Genomic DNA, 21,182 nt, shown 5'->3' on the forward strand with positions numbered 1-21,182 from the left:
GGTTCAGACCCAGTCCTGCGGCCGCAGGAAGGTCTCGTAGAGTTCGGCCTCGGGCGTACCTGCCGCCGGCTGCCAGTCGTAGCGCCATTTGACGACCGGCGGCAGCGACATCAGGATCGCCTCGGTGCGGCCGCCCGACTGCAGGCCGAACAGCGTGCCGCGGTCCCAGACCAGGTTGAACTCGACGTAACGCCCGCGCCGGTAGGCCTGGAAGTCGCGCTCGCGCTCGCCGTAGGGGGTGTCGCGGCGCTGCGCCAGCACCGGCAGGTAGGCCGCTGTGAACGCCTTGCCGACGGCCTGGGTCAGGCTGAAGCAGCGCTCGAAGCCGCCCTCGTTGAGGTCGTCGAAGAAGATGCCGCCGACGCCGCGCGGCTCGTTGCGGTGCTTGAGGAAGAAGTACTCGTCGCACCATTGCTTGTACTTCGGGTAGACGTCGTCGCCGAAGGGGGCGAGGGCGTCGCGGCAGGTCCGGTGGAAATGCCGCACATCCTCGCGTCGACCGTAATAGGGCGTCATGTCCATGCCGCCGCCGAACCACCAGACATCGTCTTCGCCTGCCTTGCTGGCGACGAAGCAGCGCACGTTCATGTGCGCCGTCGGGCAATACGGATTGCGTGGGTGCAGCACCAGCGACACGCCCATCGCTTCCCAGGCGCGCCCGGCCAGTTGCGGGCGCACGGCGGTGGCCGAGGCCGGCAGCGACTTGCCGGTGACGTGCGAGAAATTGACGCCGCCGCGCTCGAAGAAGTCGCCTTCCTCGATCAGCCGGGAAATCCCACCGCCGCCCTCGGGGCGCTGCCAGCTGTCGGTGAGGAAAGACTTGCCGTCGAAGGCTTCAAGCTCGCCGACGATGGCGGCCTGCAGGCCGGTGAAAAAATCCTTGAGGCGGGTGCTGTCCATGAAATCTCCGGAAATGAAACGGGCGGCCCGCTGCATCGCGAGCCGCCCGTCAGAGTGGGGTTCTGCCTGATTGGTTCAGCGGCTGATCGCGCGGTAACCGATGTCCTTGCGGTACTGCACGCCGTTCCAGCTGATCTGGGCGGCTGACTCGTAGGCGGCCTTCTGGGCCAGCCTGACGTTCTCGCCGAGCGCGGTGACGCAGAGCACGCGGCCGCCGCTGGTGACCACCTGGCCGTCCTGGTCGGCCGTGCCGGCGTGGAAGACGTGGCAATCGTCGCCGAAGCTGTTGCCGGCGGGCAGGCCGCTGATGGCGTCGCCCTTCTGCGGCGTTTCCGGGTAGTTGGCGGCGGCGAGGACGACGCCGAGCGCAACGCGGCGGTCCCATTCGGCCTCGACCTGGTCGAGCGTGCCGTTGATGCCGTGTTCGAGCAGCTTGACGAAGTCGGACTTGAGGCGCATCAGGATCGGCTGGGTTTCCGGGTCGCCCATGCGGCAGTTGAACTCGAGCGTCTTGACCGAGCCGTCCTTGGCGATCATCAGGCCGGCGTAGAGGAAGCCGGTGAACGGGATGCCGTCGGCGAGCATGCCGCGCACCGTCGGCAGGATGATCTCGCGCATCGCCTTGGCGTGCACCTCCGGCGTCACGCACGGGGCCGGCGAGTAGGCGCCCATGCCGCCGGTGTTCGGGCCCTGGTCGCCGTCGAAGATGCGCTTGTGGTCCTGGCTGGAAGCCAGCGGCAGGACGTTCTTGCCGTCGACCATGACGATGAAGCTGGCTTCCTCGCCGTCGAGGAACTCCTCGATGACGACGCGGGCGCCGGCATCGCCGAGCTTGTTGCCGGAGAGCATGTCGTCGATGGCGGCGTGCGCCTCTTCCAGGCTCATGGCGACGACGACGCCCTTGCCGGCGGCCAGGCCGTCGGCCTTGATGACGATGGGGGCGCCCTTGCGCTCGATGTAGGCGTGGGCGGCGGTGGCATCCGAGAAGGTCTCGAATTCGGCCGTCGGGATGTTGTGGCGGGCCATGAAGCGCTTGGCGAAATCCTTCGAGGATTCGAGCTGCGCCGCCGCCTTGGTCGGGCCGAAGATCTTCAGGCCGCGGGCGCGGAAGACGTCAACGACGCCGGCGGCCAGCGGTGCCTCGGGGCCGACCAGGGTGAGATGCACCTTGTTTTCTTCGGCAAAGTCGGCGAGCGCCTGCGGGTCGGTGATGTTCAGGTTTTCCAGCTCGTGCTCGCGCGCCGTGCCGGCGTTGCCCGGCGCGACATAGACCTTCTGCAGGCCCGGCGTCTTGGCCAGGCGCCAGGCCATGGCGTGTTCGCGACCGCCGGAACCGATGACGAGTAGTTTCATGTCTTATTCCTTGTTATATCCGAGGCCATTTCGTGGCCGGCGAAGCCGTGACGCGAAGACGAGCCGAAGGCAGTGCTATTGCACGGCGAGGCGAAGTCGACAAAGTCACGGCGCAGCCGGGCACGAAATCAGTGGCGGAAGTGGCGGGCGCCGGTGAACACCATGGCGATGCCGTGCTCGTCGGCGGCGGCGATGACTTCCTCGTCGCGCATCGAGCCACCCGGCTGGATGACGGCGGTGGCGCCGGCTTCGGCGAGGACGTCGAGGCCGTCGCGGAACGGGAAGAAGGCGTCCGAGGCGACCACCGAACCCTTGAGTTCGAGGCCGGCGTTCTGTGCCTTGATGCAGGCGATCTTGGTCGAATCGACGCGGCTCATCTGGCCGGCGCCGACGCCCAGCGTCATGCCGCCGCCGCAGAAGACGATGGCGTTCGACTTGACGAACTTGGCGACGCGTTCGGCGAAGAGCAGGTCTTCGATCTGCTGGGCGGTCGGCTGCACCTTGGTCACCACCGTCAGGCCGGAGGCCTGGGCGGTGAAGTCGTCGGCCGTCTGCACCAGCAGGCCGCCGCCGACGCGCTTGAGTTCCAGCTTGTTCAGGTCGCGGCCGAGCGGCACGACGAGCACGCGCAGGTTGGTCTTGCCAGCCAGCGCGGCCTTGGCTTCGGCGGTGAAGGACGGGGCGATCAGCACTTCGACGAAGTGCTTGCGTTCATTCATGGCGTTGACCACGTCGATGCCGACTTCGCCGTTGAAGGCGATGATGCCGCCGAAGGCCGAGGTCGAGTCGGTCTTGAAGGCCTTTTCGTAGGCGCCGAGCAGGTTGCCGTCGATGGCCACGCCGCACGGGTTGGCGTGCTTGATGATGACGCAGGCCGGGGCGTCGAAGACCTTGACGCATTCCCAGGCGGCATCGGAGTCGGCGATGTTGTTGTAGGACAGTTCCTTGCCCTGCAGCTGGGTGTAATTGGCGATGCTGCCCGGCAGGGCGACGGTGTCGCGGTAGAAGGCAGCCTGCTGGTGCGCGTTCTCGCCGTAACGCAGGGTTTCGACGCGGTCGAAGGCCAGTTGCAGCTTGGCCGGGAACACGGCCGGGACCGGCGCGGCGGCTTCCGGCTGGGCTTCGGCGCCGTCGTCGAGGCCGGTCAGCCAGTTGGCGATCATGCTGTCGTAGCGGGCAGTGTGGGTGAAAGCCTTCTTGGCCAGGTTGAAGCGGGTGCCAAGTTGCAGGGCGCCGGCGTTGGCCTTCATTTCGTCAAGCAGCGGCTGGTAGTCGGCCGGGTCGGTGACGATGGCCACGCCGGCGTAGTTCTTGGCCGACGAGCGGACCATGGCCGGGCCGCCGATGTCGATGTTCTCGATGGCGTCGGCCAGCGTCACGCCGGCCTTGGCGATGGTGGCGGCGAACGGATAGAGGTTCACGCAGACCAGATCGATGGTCGGGATGCCGTGCTCTTCGATGGTCGCCAGGTGTTCCGGCAGGTCGCGCCGGGCGAGGATGCCGCCATGCACCTTCGGATGCAGGGTCTTGACGCGGCCGTCGAGCATTTCCGGGAAACCGGTGTAGTCGCCGATTTCGGTGACGGTCAACCCGGCGTCACGCAGCATTTTCGCGGTGCCGCCGGTGGACAGCAGCTTGACGCCCTGGGCGGCCAGGCCTTGGGCGAATTCGAGTACACCCGTCTTGTCGGAGACGGAAATCAGCGCTTGCTTGATGGTCATGGCGATTTACAGAAGTTGATGTTCGGTGAGTTTCTTGCGCAGCGTGTTGCGGTTGATGCCGAGCATCTCCGCGGCCAGCGTCTGGTTGGTGCCGGCCTTGGCCAGCACCAGTTCAAGCATCGGTTTCTCGACGCTCTTCAGGACCATGTCGTAGATCGCCGCCGGCTTTTCGCCGTCGAGGTCCCGGAAGTACTGCTCCAGTGCGTTGATCACGCACCGCCCCAAGTCATGTTGGCTCATGCTGCCAACGCCTCCTCTCGGTTGTTGTTTTCTTCGTATTGCAGATGATCGTGTTCTGCCGCGTACTGCTGGAAGAACTGGTCAACGGCATCCCGCTGCGCCTCGACGGTCGGCAGCGTGTTCATCATCTTGCGGAACGCCGCCGAGCCGACCAGGCCCTTGGTGTACCAGGAGATGTGCTTTCTTGCGACCTTGACCCCCGTGTCCAGGCCGTAGAAATCGTAGAGGTCCTCGAGATGCGCGAGCAGGATCGCGTGAATCTCGCCGACCGGAGCCGGCGCCATTTTCTCGCCGGTCTTCAGATAGTGTTCGATCTCGCGGAACAGCCACGGCCGGCCCTGGGCGGCGCGACCGATCATGACGCCGTCAGCGCCGGTGACGTCGAGCACATGCCTGGCCTTTTCCGGCGTCGTGATGTCGCCGTTGGCGATCACCGGGATGCGGATCAGCGTCTTGACCATGGCGATGGTGTCGTACTCGGCCTCGCCGGTGTATTGCTGGCAGCGCGTCCGGCCGTGGATGGCGACGGCGCGCACGCCGGCGCTCTCGGCGATGCGGGCGATGGTCGGCGCGTTGCGGTTGGCCAGGTTCCAGCCAGTGCGGAATTTCAGCGTCACCGGGGTGTCGGGCACGGCACCGACGACGGCGTCGAGAATGCGGCCGACCAGGGCTTCGTCCTGCATCAGCGCCGAACCGGCCATCACGTTGCAGACCTTCTTGGCCGGGCAACCCATGTTGATGTCGATGATCTGGGCGCCGTTGTCGACGTTGTGACGGGCCGCGTCGGCCATCATCTGCGGGTCGGCGCCGGCGATCTGGACCGAGATCGGTTCGACTTCGCCGGTATGGTTGGCGCGGCGCAGCGTCTTGGCGCTGCCGTAGAGCAGCGAGTTCGAGGTGACCATCTCGGAGACGGCCAGCCCGGCGCCGAGCTTCTTGCACAACTGGCGGAAAGGACGATCGGTGACGCCCGCCATCGGTGCGACGAAGAGATTGTTTCGCAAGGTAAAACCGGCAAATTCCATGGGCGAGCGCAGACCGCGGGCAGATCAGGGGAAGCCGCGCATTTTACCGGAAAAGGCGCCTAAAAAGTAGTCAAATCGTCAGGCTTAGGGTTAACAGCAGGGCGAACAGCAACTGCAGGCCGGCGGTGGCCGCCAGCAGGCCGTTGAAGGCCGGTCCCGGCGTTTCCCGCCAGAAACGGCGGATCAGCCACAGGGCCAGCGGCAGCGAGGCGAGCGGCGGCCAGGCGGTGCCGGCGAGCAGTGGCAGCAGCGCGTAGGGGGCGAGGATTTCGCCGGCGTAGAGCCAGCGCGTCGCCGGCCGGCCGAGGCGCACGGCCAGCGTGCGCTTGCCGCTGGCGGCGTCGCCGTCGAGGTCGCGGTAATTGTTGACGGTGATCACCGCCGCTGCGTGCAGGCCGAGCAGGGTGCCGGCGAGCAGCGCCGCGGGCGCCAGGCTCAGCGTCTGCAGGTAATGGCTGGCGCCGACCGCGACGATGCCGAAGAAGACGAGCACGAAGACTTCGCCGAGCGGTCCGTAGGCGATCGGTTTCGGGCCGCCGGTGTAGCTCCAGCCGGCGGCCAGCGAGGCCAGGCCGATGACGACGATCGGCCAGCCAGCGTGGGCGACCAGGTAGATGCCGCAGGCGAAGGCCAGGGCGAAGCTGGTCCAGGCGCCGGCCTTGACGGTGGCCGGCGTCAGCCAGCCTTCGGCGGTGGCGCGGCGCGGGCCGACGCGTCCGGGCTGGTCGGTGCCGCGCAGGAAGTCGCCGACGTCGTTGAACAGGTTGGTGCCGATCTGGATGAAGGCCGCGCCGAGTGCCGCCGCCAGCAGCGGCAGCCAGAGCAGATGGCCGCTCTGTTGCCAGGCGAGGGCGGTGCCGACGAGCACCGGCGCCAGCGAGACGGTCAGCGTCTTCGGGCGGCAGGCGAGGAACCAGGCGGTGCTTTTCTTCATGCGGGGAGAACCTTGGGCAATGAGCGCGACTTTAACCGGGCGACGTGCCGGCGCCCTTGGCCCAGATCAATGCCGGCGGCCGGCATGCGGCGGGTGCTTGACGGTCGACGCCGGTTTTCGGCCCAAAACCGGGGCCTCAGTCATGGCGCATCACGGCCTCGATCTCGGCGACGGTCTTCGGCGCCGTGGTGTAGACCGCGCAACCGTCGGCGGTGACGCGAATGTCGTCCTCGATGCGGATGCCGATGCCGGCCAGCGCCGCCGGCACGTCGGCCGCCGGGCGGAGGTAGAGGCCGGGTTCGACGGTGATGGTCATGCCCGGCTGGAGCACGGTCCACTGCTCGCCGGCCTTGTATTCGCCGGCGTCGTGCACGTCGAGGCCGAGCCAGTGGCCGGTGCGGTGCATGTAGAAGCGGCGGAAATCGCCCTTCTCGATCAGATTGTCGAGGTCGCCGGCGAGCAGCTTGAGGTCGATCAGGCCCCGGGTCAGCACGCGCACCGCGGCGTCGTGCGCTTCCATGAAGTGGCGGCCGGGGGCGGTGGCGGCGATGGCGGCGGCCTGGGCGGCGAGGACGATCTCGTAGACGTCCTTCTGGGCGGCGCTGAAGCGGCCGTTGACCGGGAAGCTGCGGGTGATGTCGGCGGCGTAGCCTTCGACTTCGCAACCGGCGTCGATCAGGACCAGGCTGCCGTCGGCGAGTGGCTTGTTGTTCTCGACATAGTGCAGCACGCAGGCGTTGCTGCCGCCGGCGACGATCGGCGTGTAGGCGTGGCCGGCGGCGCCCTGGCGGCGGAACTCGTAGCTCAGCTCGGCTTCCAGCGCGTACTCGGCGAGGCCCGGACGGCAGGCGCGCATGGCGCGCAGATGCCCGGCCGAGGCGATGTCGGCGGCGCGCTGCATGGTCGCCAGTTCGCTTTCGTCCTTGATCAGGCGCATCGCGTCGAGTTCGGCGCGCAGGTCGTGGATTGCCCGCGGTGCCCGCTTGCCGGCGCGGGCCTGGGCGCGGACGGCGTTGAGCGCCCTGGCGATGCGCGCATCCCAGGCTTCGTCGTGGCCGACGGCGTGCCACAGCGTGTCACGGTCGACCAGCAATTCGGGCAATTTCTGGTCGAACTGCTCGATCGAATAGGCGGCGTCGAAGCCGAAGGCGGTCTTCGCCGCCTTCGGGCCGTAGCGGTAGCCGTCCCAGATCTCGCGCTCTTCGTGCTTGTCGCGGCAGAACAGGATGGATTTCGGGCGCTTGCCGCCGACCAGCACGATCACCGCCTCCGGCTCGGCGAAGCCGGAGAGATACCAGAAATAACTGTCGAAGCGGTAGGGGTAGTGCGCGTCGCGGTTGCGCACGACTTCCGGCGCCGTCGGGATGATGGCGACGCCGTCGGCTATGGTCTTGAGGAGTTGCCGGCGGCGGGCGATGTGGGGAGCGTGGCTCATGCGGTTCTCAGTTCCTGGTCAAGTTCGGCGAGCCGTTGCGGCGTTCCCACGTCGACCCAGCGGCCGGCGTGATGTTCCCCGGCCAGCGTGCCGGCGGCGATCGCGGCGTCGAGCAGCGGGCGCAGTTTCATCGGCTGGCCGCTCGCCACGGCGGCGAACATGCCGGGCGAAAAGACACCGATGCCGGCGTAGGTGAGCGTTTGCTCACCGCTGGCCGCGACGACCCGGTCGCCGTCCAGCGAGAAGTCGCCGGCGGTGTGGTGCGCGGGGTTGGCGACGAGCAGCAGACGGGCGCCGCCGGGCGGGCATTTTTCGCCGTTGTTGACGGTCGACCGTGAAAATTGACCCAGATCCACGTCGCAGAAGACGTCGCCATTGACCACCAGGAACGGCCCGTCGCCGAGTTGCGGCAAGGCCAGTGCGATGCCGCCGGCGGTTTCGAGTGCGCCCTGCGGCTCCGGCGAGTAGGTGATGGTAAGTCCCCACTTCGATCCGTCGCCGAGCGCAGCTTCGATCTTTTCGCCAAGGTGGGCGTGGTTGATGACCACCTCACGAAAACCGGCAGCCGCCAGCTTCTCCAGGTGCCAGACGATCAGCGGCTTGCCGCCGACCGGCAGCAGCGGTTTCGGTGTGTGGTCGGTGAGCGGCCGCATGCGTTCGCCGCGGCCGGCGGCGAGGATCATCGCTTGCATCGCGGCCTAGCGGCGGTAGCCGATCTGCCCGGTGTTGCCTTCGAGCTTGTCGAGCAGGTTGAGCAGCGGTTTGAGCGGGATGTAGCGGCTGGCCGTCTTGCGCGCGTAGTTCATGAAGCGCGGCAGGTCTTCGCTGTATTTTTCCTTGCCGTCGCGGTACTTGAGGCGGCAGAAGATGCCGAGCACCTTGAGGTGGCGCTGCAGGCCCATCAGTTCGTAGTCGCGCCAGAAGTCGCCGAAGTCGGCGCGCACCGGCAGGCCGGCGGCGCGGGCCTTTTCCCAGTAGCGGACGACCCAGTCGATTTCCTGTTCTTCTTCCCAAGAGATGAAGGCGTCGCGGAACAGCGAGACGACGTCGTAGGTGATTGGCCCGTAGACCGCGTCCTGGAAGTCGATGATGCCCGGCGTCAGCGTCTGCGCGCTCTCGACGACCATCAGGTTGCGCGGCATGAAGTCGCGGTGGACGAAGACTTTCGGCTGGTTGAGCGCCGAGTTGATCAGGAACTTGAAGGTCCGGTCGAGCATCAGCAACTCGCTGGCGTCGAGCTGGACGCCGAGGTGGCGGCCGACGAACCATTCCGGGAAGAGATCGAGCTCGCGGCGCAGCAGCGTCGCGTCGTAGGGCGGCAAGGTGGCGGCGGTGGACGACAGCTGCCATTGGACGAGCACGTCGAGGACCGGGCGGATCAGCGTGTCGGCCAGCGACAGGTCGGCGTTGAGCGCGTCGAGATAGCCGATGCGGCCGAGGTCGGTGAGCACCAGGAAGCCCTTGTCGAGGTCCTGGTCGAGGATGCGCGGTGCCGCCAGGTCGGCCTTGGCGAGCAGGCCGGCGACCTTGATGAAGGGTTTGCAGTCTTCCTTTTCCGGTGGCGCGTCCATCAGGATGCGCGTGCTGCCGTCCGGCCAGGTCAGGCGGAAGTAGCGGCGGAAGCTGGCGTCGGCCGAAGCCGGGGTGATCGAAACGGACTGTCCGGGGAAGCGACTGGCAACCCAGTCGGTAACAAGTTGATCGCGCGACATCGAGGAGGGGAAGGTTCGTTGTAAAATGGCGCGATTTTAACACCCGGGCATTCCGCTTTCCGGTCCCGGCCCGCTCAGAATGCTCCGATGACAGGTTTCTCCCGACGTCCGATTGCCGTGCTGGTTTGCTGCCTCTTTGCCGGCGCGCAGGGTTCGCATGCGGCGTTGGGCGGCTTGCCGGCAGCCCGGCCAGGCGTTGCCGACAGCATCGCGACGATCGAGGCAGCGCCGCTGCGGGTCGAGCGCAAGCTGGCCGTTGCCGCGCGCCAGAAATCCTCGCGCAAGCTCGCTGCCGCCGGCAGCATCATCCCGGTGCTGACGCCGCCGAACAAGGACGTGCCCCTGTTCCTGACCGCCGACAGCATGGAAGGCCAGACCGACGAGCTGGCCGTCGCCGAAGGCAACGTCGAACTGCGCAAGGCCGAGTTGTTGCTGCAGTCCGACAAGCTGACCTATCGTCCGCTCGACGACGAAGTCGAGGCCACCGGGCAGGTCCGCCTGGCGCAGAACGGCATGGAGGTCGAGGCCGATCACCTGAAGATGAAGCTCACCGAGCAGCTCGGCTTTGCCGACAAGGCGCGCTATTCGGTGACCCGGGAGGTTGACAGCAAGCTCTACGAGGAAAACCGTACCGTGGTCACGGTGACCAGCGTCAACGGTGCCAACAGCGGCGCGCCGATGATGCTCAATGTGCCCAACGTCTACGGTTTGCCGGTCGACTCGCCGGCGCCGCGCGAAATGACCGGCAGCGGTACCGCCGAGCGCATCGATTTCCACGGCGAGAACCACATGCGCCTGAGCCAGGGCACCTTCTCGACCTGCAAGCCGGCGTCGCCCGACTGGTACCTCAAGGCCGAGCGCATCGATCTCGACTACGACAGCAACTACGGACGCGCCGACGATACCTCGCTGTGGTTCAAGGGGGTGCCGCTGTTCTACGCGCCCAAGGCCTGGTTCCCGATCAGCACCGACCGGCGCTCGGGGATGCTCAGTCCGTCGTTCAAGCAGTCGACGAAGACCGGTTTCGACCTGACCGCGCCGTTCTACTGGAACATCGCACCCAACTACGATGCGACCTTCTATCCGCGCTACATGAGCAAGCGCGGCACGCAGCTGGGAATCGAAACGCGCTACATGAACGAGGGCGTCGAGAGCGACGTGCGCACCGAATACATGGGCAACGACAGCAGCGAACGCCGCCGTCGCTATGCCTACGCGCTGCGCCACCAGCAGCAGTTCGGCGACGGCTTTGCCGCGGCGCTGAACTGGAACGGCGTGTCCGACGACAACTACTGGGAGGACATGTCGTCGCGCCTGCTGCAGACCTCGCAGGTCCAGCTCGAGCGACGGGCGACGCTGTCGTACGTGCCCAGTCCCTGGCTGCAGAGTTCGCTGCAGGTGCTGCGCTACCAGACGCTGCAGCCGGACCCGGACAACCCGATCGCCCGCCCGTATTTCCTCGAGCCGCAGCTGAACCTGCTGGGCTACCGGCCTAACCTCGGCGGTTTCGATTTCACGCTGGTCGGCCAGTATTCGCGCTTTACCCATGAGGATCGCCAGAGCAAGGATACCGGCGATCGTCTGGTGCTCTATCCGCAGATCAGTTTCCCGGTGATCAGTGCCGCGCTTCAGGTTACGCCGAAACTCGGCCTGCACATGAGCAGCTACGCGATTGACCGGGCGACCCTGAACGGCGGCGGCACGGATCGCATTTCGCGGGTGCTGCCGACCTTTTCGCTGGATTCGACGGTGGTCTTCGAACGCGAAGGTCGACTGCTTGACCAAGACTACGTGCAGACGCTGGAGCCGCGGCTGTACTACGTATACATCCCCTACAAGAAGCAGGGCGACATCCCGGTCTTCGATACCGGCCTGTCCGACTTCAACTTTGCCCAGGTCTTCTCGGAGAATCGCTACAGCGGCTACGACCGGATCAACGATGCGCACCAGCTGACTGCCGCGCTGACGACCAGGATTCTTGATGCCCAGACCGGCGCCGAGCAGTTCAAGGCGATGCTCGGCCAGCGCTACTACTTTGCCAAACAGCGGGTCACGCTGCCGGGTGAAACCTCGCGTCAGGACAATTTCTCCAACCTGATCGCTTCCGTGACCGGCCTGGTTGCGCCCAAGACCTATGCCGAAGCGACCTGGGAATACAACTACGACGACCGGACCAGCGACCGCTTCTCGGCCGGTGTGCGCTACCAGCCGGACTACGGCAAGGTGCTCTCGGCCAGCTATCGCTATACCCGCGACCCGCTGACCAACAAGTCGATTGTCGACCAGGTCGATTTCGCCGGCCAGTGGCCGCTGGCGCCGCAGTGGTACGCGGTCGGCCGCTTCAATTACTCGCTGCGCGACAGCCAGGCCCTGGAAACCATCGGCGGTCTCGAGTACAACGCCGGCTGCTGGGCCGTCCGCGGTGTCGTCCAGCGCCTGACCGCGACCTCGGGCTCGCCCAACACGACCTTCTTCCTGCAGCTCGAACTGCAGGACTTCACCAGTATCGGTTCCAACCCGCTCAGCCTGCTGCGGCGCAGCATCCCGGGTTATGGTAAAACCAACGAACTGTCGTCCGACCGCAGCCTGATCTCCAACCAGTGACCCTCATGCCCAAGACTTTTTCCCTCCTGCTCGCCTTTTTCTGTTCCCTGCTTGCCTTGCCGGCCGCCGTCTCGGCGCAGGAGCCGGTCGAGGCCGATTACATCGTCGCCGTCGTCGGCGACAGCGTGATCACCCGCAACGAACTGCGCGCCCGTCTGGCCGCTGCCTTGCGCCAACTCGAGAAGCAGGGGACGCCGCTACCGCCGCAGGATGTGCTCGAGCGCCAGATGCTCGAACGGATGATCATGGACCAGGCGCAGTTCGCCTATGCCAAGGAGAGCGGGCTGCGCATCGACGACGCCCAGCTCGACCAGGCGATCGGCCGCATCGCCGCCAACAACAACATGAACCTGGTGCAGTTCCGCAGTGCCCTCGAGAAGGACGGCATCGCCTATGCCGATTTCCGCGAGGAGATCCGCGGCGAGATGATCATGGCCCGCCTGCGCGAACGCGAGGTCGAGAGCCGCCTGGTCGTCTCCGACAGCGAAATCGACAACCACCTGGCCAACCAGGCCGCCAGCGGCGGTGGCGACGAATACCGGCTGGCGCACATCCTGTTGCGGGCGCCGGAGTCGGTGACGCCGGAGCAGCTGGCCAAGTTGCGCAAGCGCGCCGAGCAGGCGCTGGCCAAGGCGCGTGCCGGCGAGAACTTCGCCGAGCTGACCGCCGCCTACTCGGATGCCCCCGACGCGCTGCAGGGCGGCGACCTCGGCTGGCGGCCGCTCGACCGCCTGCCGACGCTCTATGCCGAAGCCGCGGCCCGTCTCGGCGATGGCAAGGTCAGCGACCTGCTGCGCTCGGCCGCCGGTTTCCACATCATCAAGCTGGTCGCCAAGCGCGGCGGCAACGGCCCGGCCTCGGTGCAGCAGACCAATGCCCGGCATATCCTGATCCGGGTCAATGAAGTCGTTTCCGAAGCCGAAGCCCGCCATCGCCTCGAAACCGTCCGCGAGCGCATCGTCAACGGCATGGATTTCGCCGAGCAGGCGCGGGTCTTCTCGCAGGACGGTTCCGCGGCCAAGGGCGGCGATCTCGGCTGGCTCAACCCGGGCGACACCGTGCCCGATTTCGAGCGGGCGATGGACGCCCTGAAGCCGGGCGAACTCAGCCCGGTCGTCAAATCGCCGTTCGGCATGCACCTGATCCAGGTGATCGAACGCCGCGAACGCGACGTCTCGGCCGAGCGCCAGCGCCTGGTCGCCCGCCAGGCGATCCGCGAGCGCAAGCTCGACGACGCCTACCAGGACTGGCTGCGCCAGCTGCGCGACCGCACCTACGTCGAAAACCGCCTGGAGCAGCAATGACCGTACCGGTGATCGCCGTCACCAGCGGCGAGCCGGCCGGCATCGGTCCCGAACTCTGTCTGCGCCTGGCCGGCTGGTCCGGTCCCGGCCGCCCGGTCGTCCTCGGCGACCGCGACTTGCTGCGCGAGCGCGCCGAGCAGCTCGGCCTCGACATCGAACTGCGCGATTACGCGCCTGCCGGTTTTTCGGAAAATTTGACGGTCGACCGTCAAATTCTCGAGATTTTGCCTGTGCCGCTTGCCGTGCCCGCCCGTCCCGGCGTGCTCGACCCGGCCAACGGCGCCTACGTGCTGGCGCTGCTCGACCGCGCGCTGGCCGGCTGCCAGTCCGGCGAATTCGCCGCGATGGCGACGGCGCCGGTGCACAAGGGCGTGATCAACGACGCCGGCGTCGCCTTCACCGGTCATACCGAATACCTGGCCGAAAAAACCGGCACGCCGCTGGTGGTGATGATGCTTGCCGGCGATACCGAACGCGGTCCGCTGCGCGTCGCGCTGGCGACCACGCACCTACCGCTCAAGGAGGTGCCGGCGGCGATCACCGGCGAACTGCTCGAACGCACGCTGCGCATCGTCGACGCCGACCTGCGCGGCAAGTACGGCATCGCCGAACCGCGCATCCTGGTCGCCGGGCTCAACCCGCATGCCGGCGAGGGCGGTTATCTCGGCCGCGAGGAAATCGACATCATCGAACCGGCGCTGGCCCGGCTGCGCAGCGAAGGTCTGCAACTTTCCGGCCCGCATCCCGCCGACACCATGTTCACCCCGCCGGTGCTCGCCGGCGGCGACGCGGTGCTGGCCATGTACCACGACCAGGGCCTGACCGCGCTCAAGTACGCCACCTTCGGCAACGGCATCAACGTCACGCTCGGCCTGCCGGTGATCCGCACCTCGGTCGATCACGGCACCGCGCTGGCGCTCGCCGGCAGCGGCCAGGCCGACCCCGGCAGCCTGTTCGCGGCGGTCAGCGAAGCGGCCAGAATGGCAATGAGGAAGCAAGCATGAAGGGACACGTCGCGCGCAAGCGTTTCGGCCAGAACTTCCTGGTCGACCAGGGCATCATCGGCGCCATCGTCTCGGCGATCAATCCGGCGCGCACCGACAGCGTCGTCGAGATCGGCCCCGGCCTCGGCGCCATCACCGTGCCGCTGCTCGAGCGCGTCGACCGGCTGCACGTCGTCGAGATCGACCGCGACCTGATCGCCCGCCTGAAGAAGCAGCATCCGGCCGAGCGCCTGAGCATCCACGAAGGCGATGCGCTCGCCTTCGACTTCGCCAGCATCGGCAGCGACCTGCGCCTGGTCGGCAACCTGCCCTACAACATCTCGACGCCGCTGCTCTTCCACCTTGCCAGCTACGGCCGGCAGGTGCGCGACATGCACTTCATGCTGCAGAAGGAAGTCGTCGAGCGCATGGTCGCCGAGCCGGGCAACGCCGACTACGGCCGGCTGTCGGTGATGCTGCAGTACAGCTTCTGGCTGGAATGGCTGATCGACGTGCCGCCGGAGAGTTTCGACCCGGCGCCCAAGGTCGATTCGGCGGTCGTCCGCCTGATTCCCAAGGCGCCCGAGCTGCTGAACGCCAGGGACCCGGTGCGTTTCTCGTCGCTGGTCCAGGCCGCCTTCGCCCAGCGTCGCAAGATGCTGCGCAACAACCTCAAGGGCATCCTCGACGACGCCGGCTTCGCCGCCCTCGGCATCGCTCCGACGCTGCGTCCGGAAGACCTCGAAGTCGGCGACTACGTGCGCATCGCCAACTACCTGAGCAAATAGAAACCCGCCGCAGCGGGTTTTTGTCCTGGGCTTGCGCCGCTTCAGTCCTTCTTCAGCGGGCAGGTGTTCAGGCCGATCAGCGGATACAGCGGGCACCAGCCCATCAGGCCGGTGGCCAGGGGGACGATGCCGATCCACGCCCAGACCGGGCCGCCGGTGAGGGCCCAGGCGATCAGGGCGATGCCGGCCACGATGCGCAGGACCTTGTCGATGCCGCCAACATTGCTTTTCATGATGTGTTCTCCGGTAGTTGAGTAGACGACGCCAATGTAAGCGCGGCGCGCGACCCAGTATGTAACCTGGGTCACACAGCGGCAAGTTTGTTCAGGCCGTCGCGGTCGGTCACGGTCAACTGCTCGCGGCCGAGCAAAACCAGGCCCTGCGCGGCGAAGCCCTTGAGCAGGCGGCTGACGATCTCGCGCACGCTGCCGAGTTCGTCGGCCAGTTGCTGGTGGGTGACGTTCAGGGTGTCGCTCTGGCGGGCCAGGATCAGCCTGGCCAGGCGCTGGTCGAGGCGGGCGAAGGCGACTTCCTCGACCAGTTGCATCAGTTCGCCGATGCGTTCGGCGAAGAGATGGAAGACGAAATCGCGGAATGGCGGGTGGTCGACCAGCAGCTGGGCGAACTCGGCCACCGGCAGGGCGAGCAGGGTGAGCGGCGTTTCGGCGATGCCGCGGGCGTTGTAGTCGCTACGCCCGAGCAGGCAGGACGAGGAGATGATGCAGGAGCCGCCGGGCGCGACCCGGTAGAGCATCAGCTCGCGGCCGCTCGCCGCCTGCTTGACGACCTTGATGCTGCCCGCCAGCAGCAGCGGAAAGCCGGCGCACGGCTGGTGTTCGGCGAACACCGCGGTGCCGGCCGGCAGCGTCGCCGCCGGCGCCTGCAGCAGGCGTTCGAGGCGGGCTTCGGCGAGGCCGGCGAGCGCCGGGTAGAGGCGCAGCAGTTGTTGACGGTCGACGGCGCTATTCGGCACTTTTTCAGCCCAGCGTCGCCCACACCGGGGCATGGTCGGATGGCCGCTCGCGCTTGCGCGGTGCACGGTCGACGCCGGCGCCGGTGCATTTTCCGGCGAGCGGCTGCGAGAGCAGGATGTGGTCGATGCGCAGGCCGAGGTTCTTCTGGAAGCCGAGCATGCGGTAATCCCACCACGAGAAGGTCTTTTCCGGCTGTTCGAAGAGGCGGAAGCTGTCCGCCAGACCGAGGCCGAGCAGGCGCTGGAAAGCGGCGCGCTCGGGCGGCGAGACCAGGATGCAGTCGGTCCAGCGCTTGGGGTCGTGCACATCGCGCTCGTCGGGGGCGATGTTGTAGTCGCCGCACAGCGCCAGCTGCGGGTATTGGCGGAGTTCGCCTTCCAGCCAGTCGGCCAGCGCGGCGAGCCAGCGCAGCTTGTAGTCGTACTTGTCGCAGCCGACTTCCTGGCCGTTGGGCATGTAGGCGCAGACGACGCGGACGCCGTCGACGGTGCCGGAAATCAGCCGCTTCTGTTCGTCCGGGAACAGCGGATTGCCGCAGACGACATCGGTGATCGGGCTTTTCGCCAGCAGCGCGACGCCGTTGTAGGTCTTCTGCCCGGAGAAGGCGACCTGGTAGCCGGCGGCTTCGATCTCGGCACGCGGGAAGTTGTGGTCCTCGAGCTTCAGTTCCTGCAGGCAGACGACGTCGGGCGCCGCTTCGGCCAGCCAGTCGAGCAGGTGGGGCAGCCGGACCTTCAGCGAATTGACGTTCCAGGCGGCGATCTTCAAGGCTTGCCCCCGCTCGTCTTCGGGTAGCCGGCGATGTCCAGCAGGTTGTCGTAGGCGGCCGGGTTGTAGCCGCGCTGGCGCTGGTTGCCGACCTTCAGCGTCGGCACGAAGACGTCGCCGACCAGCTTCTTGACCTCGTCGAATTCCTCCGGCGTCTGGATCGATTTCTCGGTGAACGGCACCTTGCGCTTCTGCAGCAGTTCGCGCGCCTGGCGGCATTCCTCGATGCAGTCGGGGGCGGTGTACAGCAGCACCGGGAAGGTTTCGGCCGCCTTCTTCGTCGCGAACGGCAGGCCGTCGTCGGGTTGCGCCTTGCCGCCGGCCTTGGCGGCGTTGCGCACCTGGCCGGGCGGCGGCGTGTCGGAGACGACGGTGCGGCCGCTGCTGTCGGTCCAGCGGTAGGTCTGGGCGTGCACGCCGGCGCAGCACAGCGCCAGGCAGAGGACGAGCAGTCGTGACATGGAGGTTCTCCCTGGAATGGTCAAGCGGCGATCATGCCGCTGTGGCGCAGCAGCGCGTCCGGGCTCGGGGCGCGGCCGCGGAAGGCGGTGAAGTTCTCCAGCGCCGGCCGTTCGCCGCCGCGCGACAGGATTTCGTCGAGGAAACGCTGGCCGACCACCGGGTCGAACGGGTCGCCGGCTTCCTCGAAGGCGGCGTAGCAGTCGGCCGACAGCACTTCCGCCCACTTGTAGCTGTAGTAGCCGGCCGCGTAGCCGCCGCCGAAGATGTGCGAGAAGCTGTTCGGGAAGCGGTGCCATGCGGGCGGAATCAGCACGGCGACTTCGTTGCGTACTTCGGCGAGCAGGTCCATCACGGTCGACTGGCCCTTGGGGTCGAATTCGTAGTGCAGGCGCATGTCGAAGATCGAGAATTCGAGCTGGCGCACGGTCATCATGCCGCTCTGGAAGTTCTTGGCGGCGAGCATCTTGTCGTAGAGCGCGCGCGGCAGCGGTGCGCCGCTGTCCACATGCGCGGTCATGCCCTGCAGCACGTCCCATTCCCAGCAGTAGTTTTCCATAAACTGGCTGGGCAGTTCGACCGCGTCCCACTCGACGCCGTGGATGCCGGAGACGCCCAGCTCCTCGCCGCGCGCCAGCAGGTGATGCAGGCCGTGGCCGGTTTCGTGGAACAGGGTCTGGACTTCATCGTGCGTGAAGGTCGCGGGTTTGCCGCCGACCGGGCGCGCGAAGTTGCAGTTGAGGTAGGCGATCGGCTTCTGGATGCCGCCGGCGGTACGCTTGCGCGAGCGCGCCTCGTCCATCCAGGCGCCGCCGCGCTTGGTCTCGCGGGCGTAGAGATCCATGTAGAACTGGCCGACCAGCTCGCCGGCCGGCGTTTCGATGCGGTAGAAGCGGACGTCCTCGTGCCACACCGGCGCCTTGTCTTCCTTGACCTTGACGGTGAACAGGCTCTCGATGACCTGAAACAGGCCGGCGATCACCTTCGGCTCGGTGAAGTACTGCTTCACTTCCTGCTCGGAGAAGGCGTAGCGCGCCTGCATCAGCTTCTCGGAGGCGTAGGCGGCGTCCCAGGGCTGGAAGTCGGTCAGGCCGAGTTCGTCCCTGGCAAAGGCTTTCAGTTCGGCGATGTCCTTTTCGGCGAAGGGCTTGGCCTTCTTTGCCATGTCGCGCAGGAAATCGAGCACCTGCGCCGGCGTGTCGGCCATCTTGGTGTACAGCGAGACTTCGGCGAAGTTGTTGAAGCCGAGCATCTGCGCATCTTCCGCCTTGAGTTCGAGCAGGCGCTTGATCAGCGGGCCGTTGTCCCATTCCGGCTTGGAGTAGCCGTTGTCGATCTCGGCGGCGCGCGTCGCGTAGGCGTGGTACATGCGCTGGCGCAGCTCGCGGTTTTCGGCGTATTGCATCAGTGGACCGTAAGAGGGCGCGTGCAGCGTGAATTTCCAGCCGGCGACACCGGCCTTCTCGGCGGCTTCGCGGGCGGCGTCCTTCGCGTACTCGGGCAGGCCGGCGAGCAGGCTTTCGTCGCTGACGATCTCGGCGAAGGCGTTGGTCGCGTCGAGCAGGTTTTCCGAGAACCTGGCGGCGATCTGCGACAGTTCTTCCATGATCGCCTGGAAGCGCGGCTTCTGGTCTTCCGGCAGTTCGGCGCCGCCGAGGCGGAAATCGCGCACCTCGTTGTCGACGATGCGCCGCTGTGCGACGGTCAACGTCGAATATTCGGCACTTTTCTTCAGCGCCCGGTACTTGTCGAACAGTTTCAGGTTCTGGCCGAGTTCGGTGTAGAAGCGCGAAACCTCCGGCAGCATCTCGTTGTAGGCCTCGCGCCAGGCGGGCACGTCGTTGACCGAATGCAGGTGGCCGACGATGCCCCAGGCCCGGCCGAAGCCTTCCAGGCCGTCGCTCAGGGCGCCGGCGAAGTCGGCCCAGGTGGCGGGCGTCGCGTCATCGGTCAGGCGTTCGACCAGCGCGCGGCCGTCGGCCAGCAGTTGCGTGATCGCCGGCTTGACGTGTTCCGGCTGGATCAGGTCGAAGCGGGGCAGGTCGGTGAAGTCGAGCAGCGGGTTGGTGGCGGTCATGGCGTTCCGGGGAAAGAAAAAAGGGGCGGTCGTGGCCGCCCCGGGTGATTGGCGTCAGCGTTCTATTCTACTAGCTCGCGGTAAGCATGCCACGACGCATGGCCGAGCATCGGCATCAGCACGACCAGGCCGAACAGCAGCGTGGCGAAGCCGGTCAGTGTCAGTGTCACGATCAGCACCGCCCACAGCGCCAGCGGGCCGGGGTTGGCGGCGACGGCGCGCAGGCTGGTGGCCATCGCCGAGACCGGGTCGCAGTTCCGGTCCATGATCATCGGCACCGAGACGACGGCCAGTGCAAAGACGAAGGTGGCGAGCAGCGCGCCGACGATGCTCCAGGTGGCGACGAAGGCCAGGTGTTCGCCACCGATCAGGATTTCGCTGAGCAGCGCGCTGCCGGCAAAGGCGCCGCCGCCGCTGAGCAGGGCGAAGGCAATCGCCGTGAAGCGTTCCCAGAGTAGCGCGGTCAGCGCCAGCAGCAGGCCGAACAGCGCCAGCGACTGGCCGTTGCGCCGGAAAGCGCACAGCGATTCGATGAACAGCGGTTTCTCGCCCTGTTCGCGGGCCCGGCTGAGTTCGTAGAGGCCGCCGGCGAGTAGCGGGGCGACCAGGAAGAAGCCGGAAATGGCGAAGGTCAGCAGGTGCGGATGGCTGACCAGCGAGAGCAGGATCAGGTCGCCGCCGAGCGCGAACAGCAGGCCGTAGGCCAGCGAGGGCAGGGGGTTGTGCCGGATGTCCTGCCAGGCGGCCTCCAGCCAGCGGCTGGGGGCACGCGCATCGATGCGGCGGATGCCGACAGCGGCATCGCCCGGACCGGAAAAGACGGTGTGCATGGCTGGACTCCTTGGTCGAATCAGACACACCCGTCGGACTGCGGCGGCCGGGAACGGTTCCCGGCGCTTTGTTACAGTGTTTTACCGGTGAGCTTTTCGTAGGCCTCGATGTACTTGGCGCTGGTCCGGGCGATGACCTCGGCCGGCAGCTTCGGCCCGGGCGCAACCTTGCCCCAGTCGAGGGTTTCCAGGTAGTCGCGGACATACTGCTTGTCGTAGGACGGCGGATTGCTGCCTTCGGCGTACTGGTCGGCCGGCCAGAAGCGCGACGAATCCGGGGTCAGCGCCTCGTCGATCAGGTGCAGCGTGCCGGCGGCGTCGATGCCGAACTCGAACTTGGTGTCGGCAATGATGATGCCGCGCGTTGCCGCATAGACCGCCGCTTCTTCATAGAGGCGGATGGCCGCGTCGCGGGCTTCGGCACAGAGTTGCGCGCCGGTCTTGCCGGTGCCCTTGAGCGCCTCGGCCAGCGTTGCGTCGCAGTTGGCGGCGGCCTGCTCGTAGGAGACGTTCTCGTCGTGGTCGCCGACTTCGGCCTTGGTCGCCGGGGTGAAGATCGGCTGCGGCAGCTTCTGCGCCATCTTCAGGCCGGCCGGCAGGGCGATGCCGCAGATGGCGCCGGTCTGCTGGTAATCCTTCCAGCCGGAACCGATGACGTAACCGCGGACCACGGCTTCGATCGGCAGCGGCTTGAGGCGCTTGACGACGACGGCGCGGCCGCGCACCTGCTCGCGTTCGTTTTCGGCCACCACCGATTCCGGATCGACGCCGGTGAGCTGGTTGGGGACGATGTGAGCGAGCTTGTCGAACCAGAAATTGGCGACGGCCTGGAGGACTTCGCCCTTCTTCGGAATCGGGTCCGGGAGGATGACGTCGAAGGCCGACAGGCGGTCGGTGGTGACGATCAGCAGCTTGTCGGCGTCGACCGCGTAGATGTCGCGGACCTTGCCCTTGGACAGGAGCGGCAGGCTGGTGATGGAGGATTCGAAGAGCGGTGCGGTCACGGTCGTGGTCCCGAAAGATCAAAGGCGCGATTATAAGGGAGCGCGCCGGTCAAGGCACCGTGCCGTGCCGC

General features: G+C 66.8%; 20 protein-coding genes. 4 read left to right on the forward strand and 16 right to left on the reverse strand.

The features are described 5' to 3' along the window. Positions 1 to 3: 3 nt before the first annotated feature. The 9 genes from hemF to DFR40_RS09330 form a co-directional block, all read right to left on the reverse strand. On the reverse strand, positions 4 to 900 hold the full coding sequence (gene hemF / locus DFR40_RS09290; RefSeq protein ID WP_121458189.1) for an oxygen-dependent coproporphyrinogen oxidase: 897 nt from the start codon (positions 898 to 900) through the stop codon (positions 4 to 6). Positions 901 to 975: 75 nt separating this feature from the next. Further along, a complete protein-coding gene (gene purD / locus DFR40_RS09295; protein ID WP_121458190.1) occupies positions 976 to 2,253 on the reverse strand; it encodes a phosphoribosylamine--glycine ligase in 1,278 nt (425 codons plus the stop codon). A 128-nt stretch (positions 2,254 to 2,381) separates the two neighbouring features. After that, positions 2,382 to 3,974, reverse strand: a complete 1,593-nt coding sequence (gene purH / locus DFR40_RS09300; RefSeq protein WP_121458191.1) for a bifunctional phosphoribosylaminoimidazolecarboxamide formyltransferase/IMP cyclohydrolase — start codon at positions 3,972 to 3,974, stop codon at positions 2,382 to 2,384. 6 nt (positions 3,975 to 3,980) lie between these two features. Beyond that, the gene (locus DFR40_RS09305; RefSeq protein WP_028994262.1) at positions 3,981 to 4,214 is read right to left on the reverse strand and encodes a Fis family transcriptional regulator; all 234 of its coding nucleotides are present in this window, start codon (positions 4,212 to 4,214) and stop codon (positions 3,981 to 3,983) included. Further along, the gene (dusB, locus tag DFR40_RS09310) at positions 4,211 to 5,239 is read right to left on the reverse strand and encodes a tRNA dihydrouridine synthase DusB (RefSeq protein WP_121458192.1); all 1,029 of its coding nucleotides are present in this window, start codon (positions 5,237 to 5,239) and stop codon (positions 4,211 to 4,213) included. Before dusB ends, DFR40_RS09305 begins: the two co-directional genes overlap by 4 nt. A gap of 70 nt (positions 5,240 to 5,309) precedes the next feature. Continuing rightward, a complete protein-coding gene (locus tag DFR40_RS09315; protein WP_121458193.1) occupies positions 5,310 to 6,173 on the reverse strand; it encodes a 1,4-dihydroxy-2-naphthoate polyprenyltransferase in 864 nt (287 codons plus the stop codon). A gap of 136 nt (positions 6,174 to 6,309) precedes the next feature. Then, the gene (locus DFR40_RS09320; protein WP_121458194.1) at positions 6,310 to 7,608 is read right to left on the reverse strand and encodes an aminopeptidase P N-terminal domain-containing protein; all 1,299 of its coding nucleotides are present in this window, start codon (positions 7,606 to 7,608) and stop codon (positions 6,310 to 6,312) included. Then, entirely contained in the window at positions 7,605 to 8,300 is a 696-nt protein-coding gene (gene murU, locus DFR40_RS09325) for an N-acetylmuramate alpha-1-phosphate uridylyltransferase MurU (protein WP_245985651.1), read from the reverse strand. The genes DFR40_RS09320 and murU overlap by 4 nt, the downstream gene beginning before the upstream one ends. A 6-nt stretch (positions 8,301 to 8,306) precedes the next feature. After that, a complete protein-coding gene (locus DFR40_RS09330) occupies positions 8,307 to 9,320 on the reverse strand; it encodes an aminoglycoside phosphotransferase family protein (protein ID WP_121458196.1) in 1,014 nt (337 codons plus the stop codon). Between the two features lie 87 nt (positions 9,321 to 9,407). Between DFR40_RS09330 and DFR40_RS09335 the strand changes: the two genes are divergently transcribed. Genes DFR40_RS09335 through rsmA form a run of 4 tightly spaced genes read left to right on the forward strand, consistent with a single transcriptional unit; the run spans position 9,408 to position 14,999 of the window. Continuing rightward, positions 9,408 to 11,924, forward strand: a complete 2,517-nt coding sequence (locus tag DFR40_RS09335) for an LPS-assembly protein LptD (RefSeq protein ID WP_121458197.1) — start codon at positions 9,408 to 9,410, stop codon at positions 11,922 to 11,924. Between the two features lie 5 nt (positions 11,925 to 11,929). Then, positions 11,930 to 13,228, forward strand: coding sequence for a peptidylprolyl isomerase (locus tag DFR40_RS09340; RefSeq protein ID WP_121458262.1), 1,299 nt, complete (start codon positions 11,930 to 11,932; stop codon positions 13,226 to 13,228). Beyond that, positions 13,225 to 14,232: a 4-hydroxythreonine-4-phosphate dehydrogenase PdxA gene (pdxA, locus tag DFR40_RS09345; RefSeq protein ID WP_121458198.1), complete on the forward strand. Its 1,008-nt coding sequence runs from the start codon at positions 13,225 to 13,227 to the stop codon at positions 14,230 to 14,232. Before DFR40_RS09340 ends, pdxA begins: the two co-directional genes overlap by 4 nt. Next, a complete protein-coding gene (gene rsmA, locus DFR40_RS09350) occupies positions 14,229 to 14,999 on the forward strand; it encodes a 16S rRNA (adenine(1518)-N(6)/adenine(1519)-N(6))-dimethyltransferase RsmA (RefSeq protein WP_121458199.1) in 771 nt (256 codons plus the stop codon). Before pdxA ends, rsmA begins: the two co-directional genes overlap by 4 nt. A gap of 41 nt (positions 15,000 to 15,040) precedes the next feature. Here rsmA and DFR40_RS09355 read toward each other — a convergent pair whose 3' ends face one another. From DFR40_RS09355 to DFR40_RS09385, 7 genes are all read right to left on the reverse strand, one after another. After that, entirely contained in the window at positions 15,041 to 15,232 is a 192-nt protein-coding gene (locus DFR40_RS09355) for a YgaP family membrane protein (protein WP_121458200.1), read from the reverse strand. A gap of 71 nt (positions 15,233 to 15,303) precedes the next feature. Further along, complete coding sequence (locus DFR40_RS09360) at positions 15,304 to 15,972, reverse strand: Crp/Fnr family transcriptional regulator (RefSeq protein ID WP_245985652.1); 669 nt, start codon at positions 15,970 to 15,972, stop codon at positions 15,304 to 15,306. Positions 15,973 to 15,976: 4 nt separating this feature from the next. Next, positions 15,977 to 16,741, reverse strand: a complete 765-nt coding sequence (gene xth, locus DFR40_RS09365) for an exodeoxyribonuclease III (RefSeq protein ID WP_121458202.1) — start codon at positions 16,739 to 16,741, stop codon at positions 15,977 to 15,979. Beyond that, entirely contained in the window at positions 16,738 to 17,202 is a 465-nt protein-coding gene (locus DFR40_RS09370; RefSeq protein ID WP_121458203.1) for a glutaredoxin family protein, read from the reverse strand. The genes xth and DFR40_RS09370 overlap by 4 nt, the downstream gene beginning before the upstream one ends. A 20-nt stretch (positions 17,203 to 17,222) precedes the next feature. Beyond that, complete coding sequence (locus DFR40_RS09375; protein WP_211329767.1) at positions 17,223 to 19,277, reverse strand: M3 family metallopeptidase; 2,055 nt, start codon at positions 19,275 to 19,277, stop codon at positions 17,223 to 17,225. 62 nt (positions 19,278 to 19,339) lie between these two features. Beyond that, positions 19,340 to 20,107, reverse strand: coding sequence for a DUF2189 domain-containing protein (locus DFR40_RS09380; RefSeq protein WP_121458204.1), 768 nt, complete (start codon positions 20,105 to 20,107; stop codon positions 19,340 to 19,342). Positions 20,108 to 20,178: 71 nt separating this feature from the next. After that, entirely contained in the window at positions 20,179 to 21,111 is a 933-nt protein-coding gene (locus DFR40_RS09385) for a phosphoribosylaminoimidazolesuccinocarboxamide synthase (RefSeq protein ID WP_121458205.1), read from the reverse strand. Positions 21,112 to 21,182: the final 71 nt, after the last annotated feature.

The organism is Azonexus fungiphilus, from assembly GCF_003634965.1.
GTDB classification, from domain to species: domain Bacteria; phylum Pseudomonadota; class Gammaproteobacteria; order Burkholderiales; family Rhodocyclaceae; genus Azonexus; species Azonexus fungiphilus.

Excerpts from the sequence above, each read along its gene's own strand:
- DFR40_RS09320 (WP_121458194.1), bottom strand. The coding sequence starts at position 7,608 with ATGAGCCACGCTCCCCACATCGCCCGCCGCCGGCAACTCCTCAAGACC.
- murU (WP_245985651.1), bottom strand. The coding sequence starts at position 8,300 with ATGCAAGCGATGATCCTCGCCGCCGGCCGCGGCGAACGCATGCGGCCG.
- DFR40_RS09340 (WP_121458262.1), top strand. The coding sequence starts at position 11,930 with ATGCCCAAGACTTTTTCCCTCCTGCTCGCCTTTTTCTGTTCCCTGCTT.
- purD (WP_121458190.1), bottom strand. The coding sequence starts at position 2,253 with ATGAAACTACTCGTCATCGGTTCCGGCGGTCGCGAACACGCCATGGCC.
- DFR40_RS09315 (WP_121458193.1), bottom strand. The coding sequence starts at position 6,173 with ATGAAGAAAAGCACCGCCTGGTTCCTCGCCTGCCGCCCGAAGACGCTG.
- DFR40_RS09380 (WP_121458204.1), bottom strand. The coding sequence starts at position 20,107 with ATGCACACCGTCTTTTCCGGTCCGGGCGATGCCGCTGTCGGCATCCGC.
- rsmA (WP_121458199.1), top strand. The coding sequence starts at position 14,229 with ATGAAGGGACACGTCGCGCGCAAGCGTTTCGGCCAGAACTTCCTGGTC.
- DFR40_RS09355 (WP_121458200.1), bottom strand. The coding sequence starts at position 15,232 with ATGAAAAGCAATGTTGGCGGCATCGACAAGGTCCTGCGCATCGTGGCC.
- dusB (WP_121458192.1), bottom strand. The coding sequence starts at position 5,239 with ATGGAATTTGCCGGTTTTACCTTGCGAAACAATCTCTTCGTCGCACCG.
- DFR40_RS09335 (WP_121458197.1), top strand. The coding sequence starts at position 9,408 with ATGACAGGTTTCTCCCGACGTCCGATTGCCGTGCTGGTTTGCTGCCTC.
- DFR40_RS09370 (WP_121458203.1), bottom strand. The coding sequence starts at position 17,202 with ATGTCACGACTGCTCGTCCTCTGCCTGGCGCTGTGCTGCGCCGGCGTG.
- pdxA (WP_121458198.1), top strand. The coding sequence starts at position 13,225 with ATGACCGTACCGGTGATCGCCGTCACCAGCGGCGAGCCGGCCGGCATC.
- hemF (WP_121458189.1), bottom strand. The coding sequence starts at position 900 with ATGGACAGCACCCGCCTCAAGGATTTTTTCACCGGCCTGCAGGCCGCC.
- DFR40_RS09330 (WP_121458196.1), bottom strand. The coding sequence starts at position 9,320 with ATGTCGCGCGATCAACTTGTTACCGACTGGGTTGCCAGTCGCTTCCCC.
- purH (WP_121458191.1), bottom strand. The coding sequence starts at position 3,974 with ATGACCATCAAGCAAGCGCTGATTTCCGTCTCCGACAAGACGGGTGTA.
- DFR40_RS09375 (WP_211329767.1), bottom strand. The coding sequence starts at position 19,277 with ATGACCGCCACCAACCCGCTGCTCGACTTCACCGACCTGCCCCGCTTC.
- DFR40_RS09305 (WP_028994262.1), bottom strand. The coding sequence starts at position 4,214 with ATGAGCCAACATGACTTGGGGCGGTGCGTGATCAACGCACTGGAGCAG.